Origin of the sequence: Citrobacter enshiensis (assembly GCF_029338175.1) — a bacterium.
Taxonomy (GTDB): Bacteria; Pseudomonadota; Gammaproteobacteria; order Enterobacterales; family Enterobacteriaceae; genus Citrobacter_D; species Citrobacter_D enshiensis.
Genome location: NZ_CP119862.1, coordinates 2687097 through 2707752 on the forward strand (window position 1 = coordinate 2687097; position 20656 = coordinate 2707752).

Here is a 20656-nt window from a genome sequence, read left to right on the forward strand (position 1 = left end):
ATGAGTGTAATCAGAGCAGATACGCTTTTAAATGATTAAAAAAGAATTTGTTATAACGTCAGAGAATAAACACGATCGCGCGTGAATTCAGGCTTTGGCACTATTTTTGTAATGCTAAAGCATAAGACTGTCTCTGTTGCGCAACAGTTCCGCTTCCGGGAGGGTCAGTCTTCGCGCGGGTATTAACGCCTTAACAACAATTTGTGGTGAAACTGCACAGAAGATTTTTGAAACGCTGTTTTTATTTTCCTTTTGGATAAACTTCAGCGTATAATGCGCGCCAATTGTCTCTTGAATGGTTTCAGCAGATTGGACTATAAAACTCAACGACTAACATTATCCCCTTCCCGTTGGGCTGAAACACGAGCACACATTCTTCTGCACGCTCCTTCGATGTCACCTATCCTTAGAGCGATGTATCACCACTTTCGCAACACAGGTTTAGCTTCTTGGCCGTGCGCCCCCGAAGCCAGATTTCCATATCCTTCTCAACTTAAAGACTAAGACTGTCATGAAAAAGACGAAAATTGTTTGCACCATCGGCCCGAAAACCGAATCTGAAGAGATGTTAAGCAAAATGCTGGACGCGGGCATGAACGTCATGCGTCTGAACTTCTCTCATGGCGATTACGCAGAGCATGGTCAGCGCATCCAGAACTTGCGCAACGTGATGAGCAAAACCGGCAAAAAAGCCGCTATCCTGCTCGACACGAAAGGTCCGGAAATCCGTACCATCAAGCTGGAAGGCGGTAACGATGTTTCTCTGAAAGCGGGCCAGACCTTCACGTTCACTACCGACAAAACTGTGGTCGGTAACAACGAAATCGTTGCTGTGACTTACGAAGGTTTCACCACTGACCTGAGCGTAGGCAATACCGTTCTGGTCGACGATGGTCTGATCGGCATGGAAGTTACCGCGATCGAAGGTAACAACGTTATCTGTAAAGTACTGAACAATGGCGACCTGGGCGAAAACAAAGGCGTTAACCTGCCGGGCGTTTCTATCGCACTGCCAGCACTGGCTGAGAAAGACAAACAGGACCTGATCTTCGGTTGTGAGCAAGGCGTTGACTTCGTTGCCGCGTCCTTCATCCGTAAGCGTTCTGACGTGGTTGAAATCCGTGAGCACCTGAAAGCGCACGGCGGCGAGAAGATCCAGATCATCTCCAAAATCGAAAACCAGGAAGGCCTGAACAACTTCGACGAAATCCTCGAAGCGTCTGACGGCATCATGGTTGCTCGTGGCGACCTGGGTGTAGAAATTCCGGTTGAAGAAGTGATCTTCGCGCAGAAGATGATGATCGAGAAATGCGTCCGTGCGCGTAAAGTGGTTATCACTGCAACGCAGATGCTGGACTCCATGATCAAAAACCCACGCCCAACCCGCGCAGAAGCAGGCGACGTGGCTAACGCCATCCTCGACGGTACCGACGCCGTTATGCTGTCTGGCGAATCCGCAAAAGGTAAATACCCGCTGGAAGCGGTCTCCATCATGGCGACCATCTGCGAACGTACCGACCGCGTAATGACCAGCCGTCTGGACTACAATAACGACAGCCGTAAACTGCGTATCACTGAAGCCGTGTGCCGTGGCGCAGTAGAAACTGCAGAAAAACTGGAAGCTCCGCTGATCGTTGTTGCGACCCGTGGCGGTAAATCTGCTCGTGCAGTGCGTAAATACTTCCCGGATGCAACCATCCTGGCGCTGACCACCAATGAAACCACCGCGCGTCAGCTGGTGCTGAGCAAAGGGGTTATTCCACACCTGGTGAAAGAAATCGCCTCTACGGATGATTTCTATCGTCTGGGTAAAGAAGTGGCGCTGGAGCTGGTTGAACGCGGTCTGGCACAGAAAGGCGACGTTGTGGTCATGGTTTCCGGCGCGCTGGTACCAAGCGGCACCACCAACACGGCATCTGTTCACGTGCTGTAATAATTCCTGAGTGAATTAATTTGTTTAAAAAGCGCCCTCGTGGCGCTTTTTTATTTTATCAATAGCTACTATTAATAAAAAATCAAATCGGATTTCACTATCTAATTACTGATTATCTAAGATGAATCCGATGGAAGCATTCTGTTTTCACTCAGTTTTTTAGACGATTTTGCTCAATTCGGTGCTTCTTTGAGCGAACGATCAAAAATAAGTGCATTAGCATCAAAAAAATATTCTCAACCTAAAAAACTTTGTGTAATACTTGTAACGCTACATGGAGATTAACTCAATCTAGAGGGTATTAATAATGAATCGTACTAAACTGGTACTGGGCGCGGTAATCCTGGGTTCTACTCTGCTGGCAGGTTGCTCCAGCAACGCTAAAATCGATCAGCTGTCTTCTGACGTTCAGACTCTGAACGCTAAAGTTGACCAGCTGAGCAACGACGTGAACGCAATGCGTTCCGACGTTCAGGCTGCTAAAGACGACGCAGCTCGCGCTAACCAGCGTCTGGACAACCAGGCTACTAAATACCGTAAGTAATAGTACCTGTGTAATAGAAATGGCGCACATTGTGCGCCATTTTTTTGTCTGTGATTCACCCTTCCCTGTTACTGCGTCACACGCTGCTCCGTATCATTCCCCGATTTACCATTCTGCGCAGATTCAACCGTTGGGACATTATTCGCAATTGGTGTCTGACGGGCAGTAACGGCCACAGGATATCCCGCGCGACGATACAGCGCTTTCTCTACCAGCCCATGATCCACATTCTTGTCCCCTTTGAACTGGCTAAAGCCCGCTGGCAGCACATACGGCATGGTCTGTACGTTTTGTTCTTCTTCCGGTGACAGCGGTCGGTGCACTTCAACATAACGCATACCGTTAGGCTCAACGGAGTATTTCACCGGTTCATTGATCACTTTTACCGGCGTTCCTGTCCTGACCTGAGCAAACAAGGCCTTAATGTCAGGCGCATTCATGCGGATACAGCCAGAGCTAACACGCAGACCGACGCTGTCCGGTGCGCTGGTGCCATGAATGAGATACTCCCCGTGGCCATGCGCCAGACGCAGCGCATAGCGTCCCAACGGGTTATTGGGCCCGGCCGGGACCACGGGCGGCAGCGTAACTCCACGCTCCAGAGAACGCTTACGGATGCCTGGCGTCGGTGTCCATGTCGGGTTAGGGATCTTCTGACCGACTCGGGTTTCCATCACCGGTGTTTCAAGCCCCTGCAACCCAATACCGATCGGGAAAACCTGAACCAGATTCTCTCCTGGCGGATAATAGTAGAGCCGCAGTTCCGCCAGATTCACAATGATGCCTTCGCGCGGAGCATCCGGTAATAACAATTGAGAGGGGATTGTAATCAGCGTTCCGGCTTTAGGAACGGGAGCAATGGTGTTATTCGCTTCCAGGATCAGCATCGCGGCGGTATCGAAACGCCGGGCTATCGCCTGTAAATTCTTATCGCCTTCCTGAACGGTGTACGTTTGATTTTGCCCAACCAGACGACTTCCTGCTGGCGGTAATGGATAATCCACCGCCCAGGCTGCCTGTAAGGCGCTGTAAGCGCCGAAAAGTGTAATAGTGATGAGAGACACGCGTTTCATACCCAAACTCCTGTATTCACTGGCTATGAGCCAGAAGGCTGAAAGTCCGACAAGGCAAAGCGCCACCTTGCCTAACAGGATGAAAGCTGTCTATTGAGTTTAGCCAATAGTGGCGGCTTTGGTGCGGATAGCGCGTATCATTGCCTCCAGTCCCTGTGAACGGGAAGGCGTCAAATGCTGCGCAAGCGCCATTTTTTCAAACCACGGTCGCACATCAAAATTCACAATATCCTGGGCTGTCATCTGGTCGTACAAAATAAAAACAACGCCGATAAGCCCCTTCACAATTGCCGCATCACTGTCGCCCTGCAACTCAATAATGCCTTCAGCATTCTGACGCATAACGATCCATACCTGACTCTGACATCCTTGAATGCTGTTTTCCGGGTTACGATCCTGCTCAGTTAATTCTGGCAGACGCTGTCCCAATTCAATGATGTACAGATACTTATCTTCCCAATTAGCGCAACGCTGAAAATTACGCAACAATTTTTCTTTATCCGGTAGCGCGACCATAGCGTCTCCCTGTTACCCCAGCAGGCGGTGAATACGTGTCAGTCCTGTCGCCAGGCGATCCACTTCTTCATGGGTGTTATACATTGCCAGCGACGCCCGGCACATGGCAGGGACGTGATAGAACGCCATCAGCGGCATCGCACAATGATGCCCGGTACGCACAGCAATGCCGTAGTTATCCAGAAAACTCCCCACATCATAGGCGTGATGTTTACCGAGATTGAACGCGATAACGCCAAGCCGATTATCCGGGCCGTACAACGTCAGTTCCGGCACCTCAGCCAGTTGCTCCAGCGCGTAGTGCATTAAATTCTGTTCATACTCGCTGATGTTCGCGAGCCCCAGCGCCGAGACATACTCTATTGCCGCACCGAGGCCCACGATACCACCGGTATTTGGCGTACCGGCCTCGAAGCGCCAGGGGGCTTTTGCCCAGGTGGTTCCCTGCGTCAGGCTAACTGTGGCGATCATCGACCCACCACCTTCCCACGGCGGCATTTCCTGCAACAACGCCTCTTTGACGTACAGAACGCCAATGCCCGTCGGCCCATACAATTTATGCCCGGAGAAGACATAGAAATCGCAGTCCAGCGCCTGCACATCGACCTTGAGATGCATCACCGCCTGCGCGCCATCCACCAGCACTTTCGCTCCGTACTGATGTGCGAGGGCAATCATTTCCGGCAAGGGATTCTCCGTCCCCAGCACATTGGAGACGTGCGTAATCGCCAGCAACTGCGTGTTATCGTCAAACAAGGTGTCCAGAACGTCCAGTTGCAACGTGCCGTCCTGGTTTAGCGGGATCACCCGCAGCTCCGCCCCGACGCGCGAACACAGCATCTGCCACGGTACGATGTTGGCGTGGTGCTCCATCTCGCTGATAATAATGTTGTCGCCAGCGCGTATATTGCTGTTACCCCAGCTGTTCGCCACCAGGTTAATGCCTTCTGTCGTACCGCGAACAAACACTAATTCTTCGGCGGAGCGGGCATTCATAAACAATGATGCCTGCTTGCGTACGTTTTCCATTCTTTCCGTAGCCTGCGCACTCAGCGTGTGAATACCACGATGGACCGCCGCATAGCCGTGTCGATAAAATTCGGCCTCAGCATCGATAACCTGATTGGGTTTTTGCGCACTTGCCGCGCTGTCCAGATAGGCCAACGGCAGGCCATTGACCTCACGCGTCAGGACAGGAAAGTCCGCCCGTACTTTTTGGATGGAGAAAGTCATGCTACGCCTCCCGGCAGTCGAAGACCTATTCGCGCCAGCACCTGTTGTTTAAGCACATCATCACCGAGAACTTCCGTCAGCTCTGCGGCAAATGCATAAAGGATCAACTGTTGTGCATCCTGCTGCCCAATCCCCCGCGAGCGCAAGTAGAACATCTGCTCATTATCGATACGTCCTACCGTTGCCCCGTGACTGCACTTCACATCATCGGCATAAATTTCCAACTGCGGCTTAGTATCGACTTCAGCGAGTTTACCCAGCAGCAGGTTGTTATTGGTCATCTGTCCGTCGGTTTTGATCGCGTGCTGCGCCACGGTGATCACACCATTAAAGACGGCTCTGCCTTTATCGCTGACGATGGTTTTATGCAGCTGACGGCTGTTGCAGTAGCCCTTGTTATGCTCCAGCCAGGTCCGGGTATCACATACTTCATTTTTCACCGGCATCGCCAGACTGTTGATCCGAAGGGTGGTATTTTCGCCGTTAAGCTGCGTGCTGGTATTATGGCGCAGCACGGCATCTCCCAACAGGAAGCTGTGGCTGTGCGCCGTGGCATCGCCAGCAAGTCGAAGATCGTTATGCGCAAAGTGATGGCTAACCGGGTTTTCAAACACCAGCTTGATGTGATGCAGATGCGCATTCGCACCGACATTCATCGTTAACCGCGCCCCGGTGAAATGACGCGTGTCATCGAGGCTGACATAGTGCTCAATAATCGTTGCTTCCGCACCTTCACCCAGCTCAAGGTGATGGCGATAATGTGCGGTATTCACTTCATCACCGTCCACGCCTTGCGTGATATGCATCAGCAGCAGTGGCTTCACAGGACGTTGATTACGTTTAACGCTGATGTGGCTCACGCGTTGGGCAAGGCTTTCGGTCAAATGCAGGAACACATCAGGCTGAATCGGTGCAACCCAGATTTGCCGTTCATCATTGAACGTGACCTCAAAGCCGCTGCCTTCTGTGCTGTCACTCAGCGCCGGGCTAAATTGCCCATCGACAAACACCAGGCGAACCGCATCAATGCCTAATGCCAGAGCCTCGCATTGAGCCGGGTTAATTTCAGCAAAGCGGCTGACAAAAGTACTGTTGGTCAATCCTTCAAGCGGTGTGTATTTCCAGTTCTCATGCTTACGCGTCGGCAATCCCAGACGCAGCATCTGTTGCAGATGCTGCTGTGCATGTTCTGAGCGCAATTCTCCTTGCGCTTCAAACAGGCGATGCCATTGTTGCAGCACGCTACTGCTGTTCGCTAAGCCAGCCATATCCCTGCTCCTCCAGTTGTTTGACCAGAGTGAAATCACCGGACTTCACAATCCGCCCCTGATACAAAACGTGAACGTAATCAGGCTTGATATAGTCGAGAATACGCTGATAGTGGGTGACGATAATGAACGCGCGTTTCCCGTCACGCAGGGCGTTCACCCCATCGGCGACAATTTTTAGCGCATCAATATCCAGCCCGGAATCAGACTCATCAAGGATGCACAGTTCCGGCTCCAGTACGGCCATCTGCAGAATGTCATTACGCTTTTTCTCGCCGCCCGAGAAGCCCACGTTCACTGAGCGGGTTAACAAATCTTCCGGCATCTTCAGGAGCGCCATTTTCTCTTCCATCAGATCCTGAAAATCAAAGCGATCCAGAGACTCTTCCCCACGGTAACTACGCACCGCATTGAGCGCGGTTTGCAGAAAGAACTGGTTACTGACGCCAGGGATCTCCACCGGATACTGGAATGCCATGAAAATCCCTTCACCCGCCCTCGCCTCCGGCGACAGTTCAAGAAGATCTTTCCCTTTAAACTCCACCTTACCCTGGGTGACTTGATAATCTTCACGTCCGGCAAGCGTAGCGGATAAGGTGCTCTTTCCGGAACCATTAGGTCCCATAATGGCATGCACCTCTCCAGGACGGATCTCAAGATTCACGCCCCGCAAAATCGCGTTATCCTCAACACTGACCTGTAAATCTTTAATGCTTAACATGAGCTTTCCTTATCCAACGCTGTGTTCAAGGCTAATCGCCAGTAATTTTTGCGCTTCAACCGCAAACTCCAGCGGCAATTCGGAAAAGACGTCCTTACAGAAGCCGTTGACGATCATGGAGATGGCATCTTCTTCACTGATCCCGCGTTGCAGGCAGTAAAACAGCTGGTCTTCACCAATGCGCGAGGTGGTCGCCTCGTGCTCCAGTTGGGCGCTGTTATTTCGGCACTCAACATACGGGAAGGTATGTGCGCCGCAGTCCGTACCGATAAGCATGGAGTCGCACTGGGTAAAGTTTCGTGCGTTGGTCGCCGTTGGCATGATCTTCACCAACCCGCGATAACTGTTCTGGCTGTGCCCCGCGGAGATCCCTTTCGAGATAATGGTTGAGCGGGTATTTTTGCCGATGTGGATCATTTTGGTGCCGGTATCCGCCTGCTGATAGCCGCTGGTTAACGCGACGGAGTAAAATTCGCCGATGGAGTTGTCGCCGCGCAGAATACAGCTCGGGTATTTCCAGGTGATGGCCGAGCCGGTTTCCGACTGGGTCCACGACATCTTGCTATTTTCCCCTTCGCACAGCGCACGCTTCGTCACAAAGTTCAGAATACCGCCGGTGTTGTTATCACCGGGGAACCAGTTTTGCACCGTGGAGTATTTCACTTCAGCGTCTTTGTGGATGATCACTTCGACGACCGCCGCATGCAGCTGGTAGCTGTCACGAACGGGCGCAGAGCATCCTTCGATATAGCTCACGTAGCTCCCTTCCTCCGCCACCAGTATGGTGCGTTCAAACTGGCCGGTTTTTTCCGCATTAATGCGGAAATAGGTGGAAAGCTCCATCGGGCAGCGCACGCCTTTCGGCACATAGATAAAGGTGCCGTCAGATGCCACAGCGGCGTTAAGCGCCGCAAAAAAGTTGTCATTCCCCGGAACCACAGTCCCGAGGTATTTCCTCACCAGTTCAGGGTGGTCGTGAATCGCTTCACCAAATGAACAAAAAATGATGCCCTGTTCTGCCAGTTTTTCACGGTAGGTGGTGGCCACAGAAACGGAGTCGAAAATGGCGTCCACCGCCACGTTGCTACCTTCATGCACCGGCACCCCTAACTGGGCGAAAGCATCCTCCACCTCTTTGCTTAAAAAGGCATTCGACCCTGTCTGCTGTACCGCCCCAGGTTCAGAGGCGCACGTGTCGTCGCAGTTTCCGCACGAAGGAGCCGAGTAATAGCTGTAATCCTGATAATTCAGTTTGTCGTAATGCGCTTTGAGCCAGTGCGGCTCCTCCATCTCAAGCCATGCACGAAACGCGTTGAGGCGAAATTCGAGCATCCATTCAGGTTCATGGCGTTTTGCAGAAATAGCGCGAACCACCTCTTCATTAATGCCTTTTTCCAGCTCGTCGGTTTGCAACTGGGTGAAGAACCCCTCTTTATAGTTGAGGTGTCCACCCGTCCAGGTTTTGACATCGTCAGTTGCTTCAGTATTACGAGACATAGTACCGCCTATACCCCAAAGCTTTCGCCGCAGCCACATTCATTCTGCGCTTTCGGGTTGTGAAATTTGAATATTTGATTTAATCCCTCGCGCACATAATCGACTTCCGTTCCGTCGATAAACGGCATTGCCTGCAACGGCACATACAGTTTCGCACCATCGAATTCGAACAGCAGATCGTCTTTGTGCGGTTCACTGACCGTCGCCAGCACATAACCAAACCCTGCACACCCGGTTTGCTTCACGCCTAAACGCACGCCCTGCATGCCCGGCTGCTTCACAACCAGCTCGCGAATATGTGCTGCCGCTGTGGGCGTTAACGTCAACCCGCGCCAGGCAAAGTCGTCCGGATTAAATGTTCCTGAATGCAATTCCATAGGTTCACCTCATGTCATGAGCCACCAGGGCATAACATCATGTTAGTGATAATGATTATCACTTCAACCCCTCATCCGCAGGGGCATTCGGTTAAATCGCCCTTTTTGGCTACGTTAACTAAGCATAGACCCTGCTACGCGGGATCACAGGGAACGATGATTTTGTTCAATGCATTGATTAATAATGAATTAAGGAGAGGTTATCGCTCTGGCAGGTCAAATAAGAAAAGATGTATAGGAAATGCCTATTTATAAACCAGGCACAACTGGCACGTGCCAGGTGTAACGGAGTACCAACATTGTGAATAGTGCTGAAATGAATGAAGAACAGGTATGGCGCATCTGACGACGATCATCATCAAACAGAGTAAAAGAATGTCATTGAAGAAGAGAGAGAAAATGCAGACAGTGCGGAAATGACCAGCGAACGGTCAGCGCTGTGATACAGCGCTGACCGTTCGCCTTCCCCATCCGGCGCTTATCTCCGGCACTCATTTCTGGCTTAGCTCTTGAAGGGGCATAAGAATCCTCTCATAACCTAGCGGTTCCTTTTTAACACTAATTGCGGTTTGTTTTTTTTATGAGCTATATTAAGCACCTGGAGGTTCAAATAATCATCTGAATCGCTCTGATAATCAGGTTTATCTCATTGCGGCCTGCACCGCTTCCAGCAGCAAACGCAATGCTGCTGGCTGATGATCGCGGGAAAGATACATGCCATACACCGCAAGTCGCCGTGGCTCCAGTTGCGGTAAAAGCCGAATTAACTCCCCCTGTGCTAACCCTGGGCGAGCCTCTTTTTCCGGCACCAGCGCAATGCCCATTCCCGCCTGCGCAGCCTCACATAACAGCGAAGAGATCCCGGCACTTAAGTTTCCCTTGATGACCACCGATGCGGCCTTGCCCTGAGCGTCCAGAAAATGCCAGGATTTTCCCGCAAATCCACTGTAATAGAGGCAGTTATGCTGCGCCAGGTCCTCAACCGTCTGTGGGGTTCCATGCTGGCGCAGATAATCAGGTGAGGCGCAGAGGACGGATTCACAGTCGCCAAGTCGACGGGCTATCGTCCCTGGCTCAGGATTGTCGGTAATACGGATCGCCACATCAATACGTTCGCCCACCAGACTCACCGGTTGATTATTGATTTCAACCTCAATGCGTAGTTCCGGATAGCGCGCTAAAAAGTCAGGCAGAATCGGGGCCAGAATATGAGTTGCCGTAAAATGCGCACAAGCAACGCGTAGTGTTCCTGAAGGGATTTCACGTCCGGCGGCCCCCGCAATATCGAGGGATAACCTTGCAAGGGTACGTGTTTTCACCAGCGCCTCTTCCCCGGCAGGGGTAATCGTTAACCGCCGTGATGAACGATGGATCAGTCTGGCGCCCGCCCATTTTTCCATTTCATCCAGATAGCGGCTCACCATCGGTCTTGAGATCCCCAGCGCGCGGGATGCTGCGCTCAGGCTGCCCAAATCGCAGATATGGTTAAATACCGTTGCCGCCATGACTCTGTCCATTCCGCCCTCATCTGATCGTTTTACGAAACTAAGCATGTTCTGATAGAGGAATTTTAACAGATGGAGATTTGCTTAGAATACGTGGCGTAAATAAAACAACATCATCTGTAAAAGGCTTCCTATCATGAACGTTAAAACGCTGGCACTGCTGCTGTCATTTGCCGCATCGCCGTTACTCGCCGCCCCGCTTCAACTTGATGTCTATAATCCACAAGAACGCGGTCTTTTTCCGGTCTCTTCTACTCTGGTTTCAGGCCCGAAAGAGGCCATATTGTTTGATGCGCAGTTCAGCATCAACGACGGCGAAAAACTGGTGAAGATGATTCAGGCGAAGGGCAAAAAACTGAAAGCCATCGTGATTACGTCGGGCGATCCGGATTTTTATTTTGGTCTACAACCGCTTGTCAGCGCCTTTCCAGAGGTGAAGATTCTGGCGACACCCCACGTGGTTGAGCATATTCGCGCGACAAAAGACGCCAAACTGGCATTCTGGGGCCCACAAATGAAAGACGGCGCGCCAACAGCGGTTACGGTGCCAACGGTCACCCACGACACCCGGTTCACCATTGATGGCGAAACGCTGGAACTCCGCCATCCAAATGATTACGCCGCCTACATCTGGATCCCTGCTAACCGTGCCATTCTGGGCGGAACGGGCATCGCTTCCGGCATTCACGTCTGGACGGCAGACACGCAATCGGCAAAACAACGCGCGGCATGGCGAGACACTCTCAATGAAATGCAGAGCCTGAAGCCGAATCAGGTGATCCCAGGACACTACATTGGCGAGCGTCCGACTGGCGATAGCGCGATCCGTTTCACGCAAGATTATCTGCAATCCTTCGAAAAAGCGCTGGAGGCGAATAAGGGATCAACGTACGTGATTCAGGCGTTAAAAGCCGCCTGGCCGGGGTTGGCGGATGAAAGTTCTCTTGAATTGAGTGCGAAAGTCAACAGCGGTGAAATGGCATGGTGAACAGATAAAAAATAACCCCGGCGGGAGACTGTCGGGGTTTTCTGTTTGGCATTATACACCGTCGCCGTTCAGGCGGTCCGGCATCAATGCACGCCCAACCGCCAGGCAAAATAAATTTCTTCTTTCAGCTCAGTGGAGGAAAGCGCGAGTAAATCGGCAAATTCCAGCTCGAGTTGTTTCAAACGTTTCAGATACTGCGCGGGAGAAAGCTCAGTTTTATCGCGGCGAATAAATTCAATGGCCAGTTGGGCCGGGTCTAATTGGGTAGACATATCATCCTCACTTTTGTTCAAAACGTGCACAGTATATCACTTTCCACTGTGCACATTACGACCAAAAGCAAAACCAGACGGATAATTAAAGTGACACTGTCACACAATGGCCGTCGTCAGGCGCGAAGTACAACACAACCGCCCCTGTTCATCGAAGATCTCAATTTGCCAGACCTGATGGCGCGAGCCAGTATGCAGCGCTTTGCACACACCTCTCACGCGCCCTTCGCGAGCGGAACGAATGTGGTTGGCATTCACCTCCAGCCCCACCACTTTTTGTTCGCCCTGGGTACATAAGTAGCCAGCAACCGAGCCGATACTTTCAGCCAGAACGACGGACGCCCCACCGTGCAACAGGCCAAAAGGCTGTTTTGTCCGACGATCCACGGGCATTGTTGCCTCCAGCGTATCGTCGCCAATATGCTCAAATCGGATATCCAGCAGTCCGACCATGTTTCCTTCTCCCATCGCGTTAAGCGCGTCGAGAGAAACCTCACGTTTCCAGATCATCCAATAATCTCCAACAATGCCTGTAATGGATGGCGAACGCCGGTGCCTTCAATGCGCTTGACCTGGCTCCGACAGGAATAACCCGTCGCCAGACAGCGGTTGCGCGGCAGTCGCTGCATCGCCTGATGCCATGATAGCTCGTAGATCCCCAGCGAGTTTTCATGATTTTTGACTTCGTGCCCGTAGGTCCCTGCCATCCCGCAGCACCCGACGCTGACATTTTCCAGTCTGGCGCCAAATTGGGCAAAAATAGCCCCCCACTGCGTCGGCGCGCCGGGCAAGGCGGTCACTTCGGTACAATGGCCGAAGAAATACCAGGGCTCACCGCTGACCGCCAGCGGCTGTATCGGCTCGAGTACTTTCGGCAGCCATTCATGAACCAGTTGCACGTGGAAATCGCCACGCTGTTCACCGAGCGCCAGGTTATATTCATCGCGATAGCACAGAACCAGCGCCGGATCGACGCCCACCATCGGTATCCCCAACGCTGCCACGCGATTGAGAAACTCTGAAGTCTTCTTCGCGGTTTTCGCAAAACGTTTGAGAAAGCCTTTGATGTGCTGAGCCTTGCCATTCGGCGAGAATGGCAGCAGCACCGGCTGCAATCCCAGCTTTTCCACCAGGCGGACGAAATCGGCCACCACCTGCGCGTCGTAATAACTGGTGAACGGATCCTGCACCACCAGCACCGTGCGGGATTTTTGCTCGAAACTTAACAACTCCAGCTGTTCCAGCGTCATATTGGCGCTGCGGTGCCCGACCATTTGTTGCTGCAGGGACGGCGAAGAAAGCAGCGGCAAATCGACCATCCCAATGTGTTTTTTGGAAAGCGACCGCACCAGCGGTTGATTAATAAAGAAGTTGAATGTTTTTGGCGCCCGGGCCATCAACGGCGCATAGGTTTCCACTGTCGCTACCAGATGATCGCGCAGAGGACGCAAATAACGGGTGTGATAGAGCTGTAGGAAACGCGAGCGGAATTCCGGTACATCAATTTTGATCGGGCATTGCGTGGAACAGGCTTTACAGGCCAGACACCCGGACATCGCCTCTTTCACTTCATGCGAGAAATCGTACTCGCCCTTGCGGGCATGCCAACTGTTACGGGTTCGGGCAATCAGAGTACGCAAACTGGCGCGTTTTTCTGGCAGTTCGTGTTCCAGCTTGACAGGATCGATACCGCGGTCAGCCAACAGGCGTAACCATTCCCGCACCAGCGTTGCGCGCCCTTTCGGGGAGTGAATACGGTTAAGACTGATTTTCATCGACGGACACATCGGGCTTTTGGCATCAAAGTTAAAGCACAGCCCGTTGCCGTTGCACTCCATCGCCCCACGCCACTCTTGCCTCACCGCTAACGGGATCTGGCGATCGTAGGTGCCACGCTTCACGGCATCCACTTTCATCATCGGCGCATCAATACCTTCAGGCGGGCAAATCTTGCCTGGATTCAGCCGGTTTTGCGGGTCGAACGCCGCTTTCACTTTGCGCAGTTCACCGTACAGTTGCTCGCCAAAAAATGCCGGGCTGTACTCGGCGCGGAAACCTTTCCCGTGTTCGCCCCATAACAGGCCGCCATATTTCGCCGTCAGCGCCACCACGTCGTCAGAGATTTGCTTCATCAGTATCTCTTGCTGCGGGTCGCACATATCCAGGGCCGGTCGAACGTGCAACACCCCGGCGTCAACGTGACCGAACATGCCATAGCTCAGGCCGTGGTTATCGAGCAAAGCACGGAATTCGGCAATGTAATCGGCAAGATGCTCTGGCGGTACGCAGGTATCTTCGGCAAAAGGAATCGGTTTTGCCGAACCTTTGGCATTCCCCAGCAAACCCACCGCTTTTTTACGCATTGCGTAAATACGTTCGACACCCGCCAGCTCAGTACAAAGCTGCCAGCCGATCACGCCAGCCTGTTGCCGGGCAATCAAGCCATCGAGTCGCTCGCACAGCGCCTCGATCTGCGCGTCAATCAACGCTTCGTCATCCCCCGCAAATTCGACGATGTTCAGACCCAACATCTCTTTATCCGGCACATCGGTGATGAGTTCACTGACGGAATGCCAGACAATGTCCTCCCGCGCCAGGTTGAGCACTTTAGAATCGACGGTTTCGACCGACAGCGCCCGCGCCTCAACCATAAACGACGCATTGCGTAACGCAGAATCGAAAGAGTCATATTTCACATTCACCAGACGGCGAACTTTGGGCAGTGGGGTGATATCCAGACGCGCTTCGGTGATGAAGGCAAGCGTTCCTTCAGAGCCGGTCAGGACGCGCGTTAAATCAAACTCCGTCATCTCATCATTAAAGACATGACGTAAATCGTAGCCCGTTAAAAAACGGTTCAGCTTCGGGAATTTATCGATAATCAACTGACGGTTTTCACGGCAGCGCTGATAGACCGTATGGTAAATACGCCCTATCGTCGTATTGTTTTTACCTAACGCCTCAGCAAGCTCGACGGGAAGCGCCTGAGTGTCGAGAATATCGCCCCCCAGTAGCACCGCCCGCACGCCAAGGACATGGTCAGAGGTTTTGCCATACACCAGCGATCCCTGGCCGGACGCATCGGTATTAATCATCCCCCCCAATGTCGCCCGGTTACTGGTCGACAACTCCGGAGCAAAGAAATAGCCATACGGTTTCAGATACTGGTTCAGTTGATCTTTGATCACACCGGCTTCTACCCGTACCCACCCTTCTTCCGGGTTAATCTCAATGATACGGCTCATGTAGCGCGACATATCAACGATAATGCCCTGATTCAGCGCCTGACCGTTGGTGCCGGTGCCGCCGCCGCGGGGAGTAAAGACAAGAGAGGTGAATCGAGGTTCTGCCGCCAGACGGGCGATCAGCGCCACATCTGCCGTTGAACGGGGGAAAAGGACAGCATCCGGCAGAAGTTGATAGATACTGTTATCTGTCGACATTGTGAGGCGATCGGCGTAGCTGGTCGCCGTATCCCCCGTAAACCCTTGCTGTTCCAGTGCCTGCAAAAAGTTGAGCACCAGCTGAACGACGCCAGGTGCCTGAGAAATTTGTGGAATCATTATTGACCCTTTCCTGCGGTCTGTGTTGTGGACTCTGGGCCTGTCCCGGTAATGGCTATTTTACAGCCAGTGAGAGACTGTTCAGCTTCACAACGGTAAATAAAATAGCCTTACAGGGCGGCACCTAATCGTTTGCGTGTTGCACTATTTGTTGTATCACATTTTTTTCATATGCGCTCAGCAGAATTACAGGCAGAATCACCCTGTCAAAAACCGCTGAAATTGCTCATTATTGTATACGAGTGATTCGCGTGTTCAGATCGCGTCAACGTTCTGACGTACAGAAAAGGTGAAAAGTATTTATGGAAAACATTCGTCAGCCCAAGGATATTGCGCAAGTGCTGCTATCGGTGCTGTTTTTAGCCATCATGATTGTGGCATGTCTATGGATTGTACAACCCTTTATCCTTGGCTTTGCCTGGGCAGGCACCGTGGTGATTGCGACCTGGCCTGTTTTACTTCTGCTGCAAAAACTGCTCTGGGGCCGCCGTTCTCTCGCCGTTCTGGTGATGACGCTCCTGTTGGTATTGCTGTTTGTGATCCCCATTGCGCTGTTGGTGAACAGCATCGTCGACGGCAGCGGTCCGCTGATCCACGCCATGAGCGCTGGCGACATGACGTTACCCGAGCTTGCCTGGCTGAACAGCATTCCGCTGATCGGGAGCAAATTGTATGCCGCCTGGCACAATCTGTTGGATATGGGCGGCACGGCGATTATGGCCAAAATCCGGCCCTATATCGGCACCACAACCACCTGGTTTGTCGGTCAGGCAGCACATATTGGCCGTTTTATGATGCATTGTGGCCTGATGCTGCTGTTTAGCGCCCTGCTGTTCTGGCGGGGGGAGCAGGTTGCTTTAGGGGTTCGCCATTTCGCAAGCCGACTGGCGGCGAAACGTGGAGATGCGGCCGTTGTGCTGGCAGCGCAAGCGATTCGCGCTGTAGCGCTTGGCGTCGTTGTCACCGCGCTGGTGCAGGCGGTTCTCGGTGGCGTTGGTCTGGCGATCTCCGGCGTGCCTTATGCCACGCTGCTGAGCGTGCTGATGATCCTCTCCTGCCTGGTGCAATTGGGGCCTCTGCCGGTACTGATTCCATCCATCATCTGGCTCTACTGGACAGGCGACAACACCTGGGGCACCGTGCTGCTGGTGTGGAGCTGTGTGGTCGGTACGCTGGATAACGTGATTCGCCCAATGCTCATTCGCATGGGGGCTGATTTGCCGTTGATTCTGATCCTTTCCGGGGTTATCGGTGGATTAATTGCGTTTGGCATGATCGGTCTGTTTATTGGTCCGGTGCTGCTGGCCGTCTCCTGGCGTTTGTTCTCCGCGTGGGTGAATGAAGCTCCGCTTCCCGATGATACGTCAGACAGTGTTCTGGAAGCGCTGGCTGAACCTACAGAACCCCGCAAGTAGATCGTAAAAGTGTGGTGTTGCCGAAGCTTTTTTTCTGGTAACGCCATACGGCAGAACTGCCCGTTTAATCACGCGCCGACGGGCAGTTCAGATATTCCAAAACGCCAAACACTTTAGATTTATTAATCATTTAACCCCCTCATTAGCCAATATTGTTGCTGAACCTTTCTGATTCCCCTTCTTTGTGTCGCAAATTCTTTACAGCTTTTAAACTATTGAGACGAATCTGATCGACGCAAAAAATCCCCATGCCTACTATTAGCTCACGGTTATAGATCAACACATTGATTTATAAGCATGGACATCCCCTGAGTGAAACAACGAATTGCTGTGTGTAGTCTTTGCCCATCTCCCACGATGGGCTTTTTTTTATTCCCCTGAAGATGAACACCGGGTCTCTTTATTTCTCGATTGTGCTGAAAATTCCCTGGGCTATGGTTGCAAAATAATGCCGTGTTGCGGCATGTTGTAACGCAGACCAGGTATGTGAAGGGTAATAATGAATACGTTAACAATAAAAAATCTCGTCATTGGCGAAGGCATGCCGAAAGTGATTGTCTCTCTGATGGGCAAGGACATCGCCACCATAAAGACCGAAGCACAAGCCTATCTCGATGCTGATTTCGACATTCTGGAATGGCGTGCCGACCATTATAGGGATGTGGGTTCTGCGCAATCAGTGCTGGACGCACTGGGTCATCTTCGCCAGATAATGGGCGATGTCCCCTTACTGTTTACCTTCCGTAGCGCTCAGGAAGGAGGAGAACACGCGCTTTCCGTTGAAGAGTACACCGCGCTCAATCTGGCGGTAATAGACAGCGGGCTTGCTGACATCATCGATATTGAACTGTACACCGGTGATACACACGTCAAAAACCTCGTTGCCAGGGCGCATGAAAAAGGTGTTTATGTCGTCATGTCTAACCATGATTTTCACCAGACGCCAGCAGCAGACGAAATCGTCAATCGGCTACGCAAAATGCAGGCTTTGGGGGCGGATATCCCCAAAATTGCCGTCATGCCTCAGTCAAAGCGCGATGTATTGACACTGCTAACTGCCACGCTGGATATGCATGAAAAATATGCGGATCGTCCAATCATCACCATGTCGATGGCTAAAACAGGGGTCATTTCTCGCCTTGCGGGTGAGGTGTTTGGATCTGCCGCCACCTTTGGTGCGGTAAAAAAAGCGTCAGCTCCGGGACAAATTTCTGTGAATGACTTGCGCGCTATCCTGGCCCTCCTGCACTAACAAAGCATAAAAAAACGGCTCCTTTTTACGGGAGCCGTTATCGATTTAGTGACGTAATTTATCTTACTTCTTCAGTTCCGCCAGGCTCAGCCAGGTTTGCACGACGGTGTCCGGGTTCAACGAAAGACTGTCGATCCCCTCTTCCATCAGCCACGCGGCAAAGTCTTCGTGGTCGGACGGACCCTGACCGCAAATGCCTACGTATTTCCCTTGTTTCTTCGCTGCACGAATCGCCATCGACAGCAGTGCTTTGACCGCATCGTTACGTTCATCGAACAGCGCTGAAACCACACCGGAATCACGATCCAGACCCAGCGTCAGCTGCGTCATGTCGTTGGAGCCGATTGAGAAGCCGTCAAAGTACTCGAGGAACTGCTCCGCCAGCAAGGCGTTGGACGGGATCTCACACATCATGATGAGCTTCAGTCCGTTTTCACCACGTTTCAGCCCCTGACGTTCCAGCTCTTCTACCACCGCTTTCGCCTGATCAACCGTACGTACAAACGGGATCATGATTTCAACGTTGGTCAGCCCCATGTCATTGCGCACGCGTTTAACCGCTTCACACTCGAGCGCAAAACAGTCACGGAAGCTATCCGAAACATAGCGGCCAGCGCCACGGAAGCCCAGCATCGGGTTCTCTTCTTCTGGCTCATAACGTTCGCCGCCCACCAGGTTGGCGTATTCGTTCGATTTAAAATCAGAGAGACGGACGATGACGCGTTTCGGGAAAAATGCGGCGCCCAGCGTCGCGATGCCTTCCGTCAAACGACCAACGTAGAACTCGCGCGGCGAATCGAAACCTTTCATCATTCCGCGGATTTCGTTTTGCAGTTTCACGTCCTGGTCATCAAACTCCAGCAGCGCACGAGGGTGCACGCCGATCATACGGTTGATGATAAATTCGAGACGCGCCAGGCCAACACCTTCGTTCGGCAAACAGGCAAAGTCAAACGCGCGATCCGGGTTGCCGACGTTCATCATGATCTTCAACGGCAGGTCCGGCATGGTGTCAACGCTGGAACTTTTCACGCTAAAGTCGAGCAAATCGGCATACACGTAACCGGTATCGCCTTCAGCGCAGGAGACGGTCACTTTATCGTCATCCTTCATGCGTTCGGTCGCATCGCCACAGCCAACCACTGCCGGGATCCCCAGCTCACGCGCGATGATCGCCGCATGACAGGTACGACCGCCACGGTTAGTCACAATTGCTGCAGCTTTTTTCATGATCGGTTCCCAGTCCGGGTCGGTCATGTCAGTCACCAGCACGTCGCCGGGTTCAATACGGTTCATCTCGCTAATGTCATGAATGACCTTCACGGAGCCCGCGCCGATACGGTGGCCAATAGCACGACCTTCCGCCACAATTTTGCCCTGCGCATGCAGCGTGTAACGCTCCATCACCTGACCGCGTGAGCGGACGGTTTCCGGGCGAGCCTGGACAATGAACAATTTACCGGTGTGACCGTCTTTGGCCCATTCGATGTCCATCGGGCGACCATAATGTTTCTCGATCTGCACCGCTTGTTTCGCCAGCTCCTGAACTTCCTCGTTGGTCAGCGAGAAAATGTCGCGTTGTTCCTGCGGCACATCTTCAATTTTGACCTGTTTTCCGTGCTCCTGGGTCGGCGCATAGACCATACGGATTTTTTTCGAACCCATGGTGCGACGAACAATGGAAGGACGGTTTGCCGCCAACGTCGGTTTGTGCACGTAGAACTCATCCGGATTCACCGCGCCCTGCACCACCATCTCGCCCAGACCCCAGGCTGAAGTAATGAACACGACCTGGTCGAAACCCGACTCAGTATCAATGGAGAACATCACGCCGGACGAGGCGAGATCTGAACGCACCATACGCTGAACGCCCGCAGAGAGCGCAACGCCACGGTGGTCATAGCCCTGATGCACACGGTAAGAGATCGCACGATCGTTAAACAACGACGCGAAGACATGTTTCACCGCCACCAGCACAGCATCAAACCCCTGCACGTTGAGGAAAGTCTCTTGCTGGCCCGCAAATGAAGCGTCTGGCATATCTTCTGCCGTTGCGGAAGAACGCACCGCAAACGAGGCATGAGCATCATCCGCAGAAAGCTGCGCGTACGCATCGCGGATGGCATTTTCCAGCTCAGGCTGGAAAGGAGTGTCGATAATCCACTGGCGGATCTGCGCACCGGCTTTCGCCAGCGCAGTGACATCGTCAATATCCGTTTCATCCAGCAGTTCATAAATGCGCTGGTTTACGCCGCTTTGGTCCAGAAACTGGTTAAACGCATCGGCGCTTGTCGCAAACCCATTCGGTACTGAAACACCCATACCGGAAAGGTTAGTAATCATTTCACCCAGGGAGGCATTTTTGCCCCCAACTCTGTCTACATCATTCATGCCGAGTTGGTTATACCAAAGCACCAGCGGTGACGAGCCATTGTTGGACATCGAACAATCCTTTTGTGATAAATGAACGAGTTTAGGAAACACATTATTGCGTATTTA

18 protein-coding genes and 1 other RNA gene are annotated in these 20656 nt (G+C 52.4%); 7 read left to right on the forward strand and 12 right to left on the reverse strand.

The window, feature by feature from the left end; genetic code table 11:
• Positions 1-273: 273 nt before the first annotated feature.
• From ynhH to lpp, 3 genes are all read left to right on the forward strand, one after another.
• Positions 274-504 carry a protein YnhH gene (gene ynhH, locus P2W74_RS23815; protein WP_456064467.1) on the forward strand — a complete coding sequence of 77 codons (231 nt, stop codon included), beginning with the start codon at positions 274-276 and terminating at the stop codon, positions 502-504.
• Positions 505-511: 7 nt separating this feature from the next.
• Positions 512-1933, forward strand: coding sequence for a pyruvate kinase PykF (pykF, locus tag P2W74_RS13010; RefSeq protein WP_276291914.1), 1422 nt, complete (start codon positions 512-514; stop codon positions 1931-1933).
• Between the two features lie 307 nt (positions 1934-2240).
• Positions 2241-2477 (forward strand): murein lipoprotein Lpp, encoded by a 237-nt coding sequence (gene lpp / locus P2W74_RS13015; RefSeq protein WP_001082307.1) that lies wholly within the window; start codon positions 2241-2243, stop codon positions 2475-2477.
• 68 nt (positions 2478-2545) lie between these two features.
• On the opposite strand, the gene ldtE is transcribed toward lpp, so the two are convergent.
• The 8 genes from ldtE to P2W74_RS13055 all read right to left on the reverse strand — a co-directional run bounded on the left by ldtE (position 2546) and on the right by P2W74_RS13055 (position 10679).
• On the reverse strand, positions 2546-3550 hold the full coding sequence (gene ldtE / locus P2W74_RS13020) for a L,D-transpeptidase LdtE (RefSeq protein WP_276291915.1): 1005 nt from the start codon (positions 3548-3550) through the stop codon (positions 2546-2548).
• Positions 3551-3649: 99 nt separating this feature from the next.
• Positions 3650-4066: a cysteine desulfuration protein SufE gene (sufE, locus tag P2W74_RS13025; RefSeq protein ID WP_276291916.1), complete on the reverse strand. Its 417-nt coding sequence runs from the start codon at positions 4064-4066 to the stop codon at positions 3650-3652.
• A 12-nt stretch (positions 4067-4078) separates the two neighbouring features.
• Complete coding sequence (gene sufS / locus P2W74_RS13030) at positions 4079-5299, reverse strand: cysteine desulfurase SufS (RefSeq protein ID WP_276291917.1); 1221 nt, start codon at positions 5297-5299, stop codon at positions 4079-4081.
• Positions 5296-6567, reverse strand: a complete 1272-nt coding sequence (gene sufD, locus P2W74_RS13035; RefSeq protein WP_276291918.1) for a Fe-S cluster assembly protein SufD — start codon at positions 6565-6567, stop codon at positions 5296-5298. Before sufD ends, sufS begins: the two co-directional genes overlap by 4 nt.
• On the reverse strand, positions 6542-7288 hold the full coding sequence (gene sufC / locus P2W74_RS13040) for a Fe-S cluster assembly ATPase SufC (RefSeq protein WP_276291919.1): 747 nt from the start codon (positions 7286-7288) through the stop codon (positions 6542-6544). The genes sufD and sufC overlap by 26 nt, the downstream gene beginning before the upstream one ends.
• 9 nt (positions 7289-7297) lie before the next feature.
• Positions 7298-8785, reverse strand: coding sequence for a Fe-S cluster assembly protein SufB (gene sufB, locus P2W74_RS13045; RefSeq protein WP_276291920.1), 1488 nt, complete (start codon positions 8783-8785; stop codon positions 7298-7300).
• An 8-nt stretch (positions 8786-8793) separates the two neighbouring features.
• Entirely contained in the window at positions 8794-9162 is a 369-nt protein-coding gene (sufA, locus tag P2W74_RS13050) for a Fe-S cluster assembly scaffold SufA (protein ID WP_276291921.1), read from the reverse strand.
• 641 nt (positions 9163-9803) lie between these two features.
• Positions 9804-10679, reverse strand: a complete 876-nt coding sequence (locus P2W74_RS13055) for a LysR family transcriptional regulator (RefSeq protein ID WP_276291922.1) — start codon at positions 10677-10679, stop codon at positions 9804-9806.
• Between the two features lie 124 nt (positions 10680-10803).
• Between P2W74_RS13055 and P2W74_RS13060 the strand changes: the two genes are divergently transcribed.
• Positions 10804-11655 (forward strand): Vmh family MBL fold metallo-hydrolase, encoded by an 852-nt coding sequence (locus P2W74_RS13060; protein WP_276291923.1) that lies wholly within the window; start codon positions 10804-10806, stop codon positions 11653-11655.
• Positions 11656-11738: 83 nt separating this feature from the next.
• On the opposite strand, the gene P2W74_RS13065 is transcribed toward P2W74_RS13060, so the two are convergent.
• The 3 genes from P2W74_RS13065 to ydiJ all read right to left on the reverse strand — a co-directional run bounded on the left by P2W74_RS13065 (position 11739) and on the right by ydiJ (position 15490).
• On the reverse strand, positions 11739-11927 hold the full coding sequence (locus P2W74_RS13065; RefSeq protein ID WP_276291924.1) for a YdiH family protein: 189 nt from the start codon (positions 11925-11927) through the stop codon (positions 11739-11741).
• Positions 11928-12026: 99 nt separating this feature from the next.
• Positions 12027-12437, reverse strand: coding sequence for a 1,4-dihydroxy-2-naphthoyl-CoA hydrolase (gene menI, locus P2W74_RS13070; RefSeq protein ID WP_276291925.1), 411 nt, complete (start codon positions 12435-12437; stop codon positions 12027-12029).
• Positions 12434-15490, reverse strand: coding sequence for a D-2-hydroxyglutarate dehydrogenase YdiJ (gene ydiJ / locus P2W74_RS13075; protein ID WP_276291926.1), 3057 nt, complete (start codon positions 15488-15490; stop codon positions 12434-12436). The genes menI and ydiJ overlap by 4 nt, the downstream gene beginning before the upstream one ends.
• A gap of 302 nt (positions 15491-15792) precedes the next feature.
• On the opposite strand from ydiJ, the gene ydiK reads away from it, so the two are divergent.
• From ydiK to aroD, 3 genes are all read left to right on the forward strand, one after another.
• Positions 15793-16905, forward strand: coding sequence for an AI-2E family transporter YdiK (ydiK, locus tag P2W74_RS13080; protein WP_276291927.1), 1113 nt, complete (start codon positions 15793-15795; stop codon positions 16903-16905).
• A 265-nt stretch (positions 16906-17170) separates the two neighbouring features.
• An RNA gene (gene rprA / locus P2W74_RS13085) (antisense sRNA RprA) lies at positions 17171-17278 on the forward strand.
• Between the two features lie 126 nt (positions 17279-17404).
• Positions 17405-18157, forward strand: a complete 753-nt coding sequence (gene aroD, locus P2W74_RS13090) for a type I 3-dehydroquinate dehydratase (RefSeq protein WP_276291928.1) — start codon at positions 17405-17407, stop codon at positions 18155-18157.
• 63 nt (positions 18158-18220) lie between these two features.
• Here aroD and ppsA read toward each other — a convergent pair whose 3' ends face one another.
• Positions 18221-20599 (reverse strand): phosphoenolpyruvate synthase, encoded by a 2379-nt coding sequence (ppsA, locus tag P2W74_RS13095; protein WP_276291929.1) that lies wholly within the window; start codon positions 20597-20599, stop codon positions 18221-18223.
• Positions 20600-20656 lie beyond the last annotated feature (57 nt).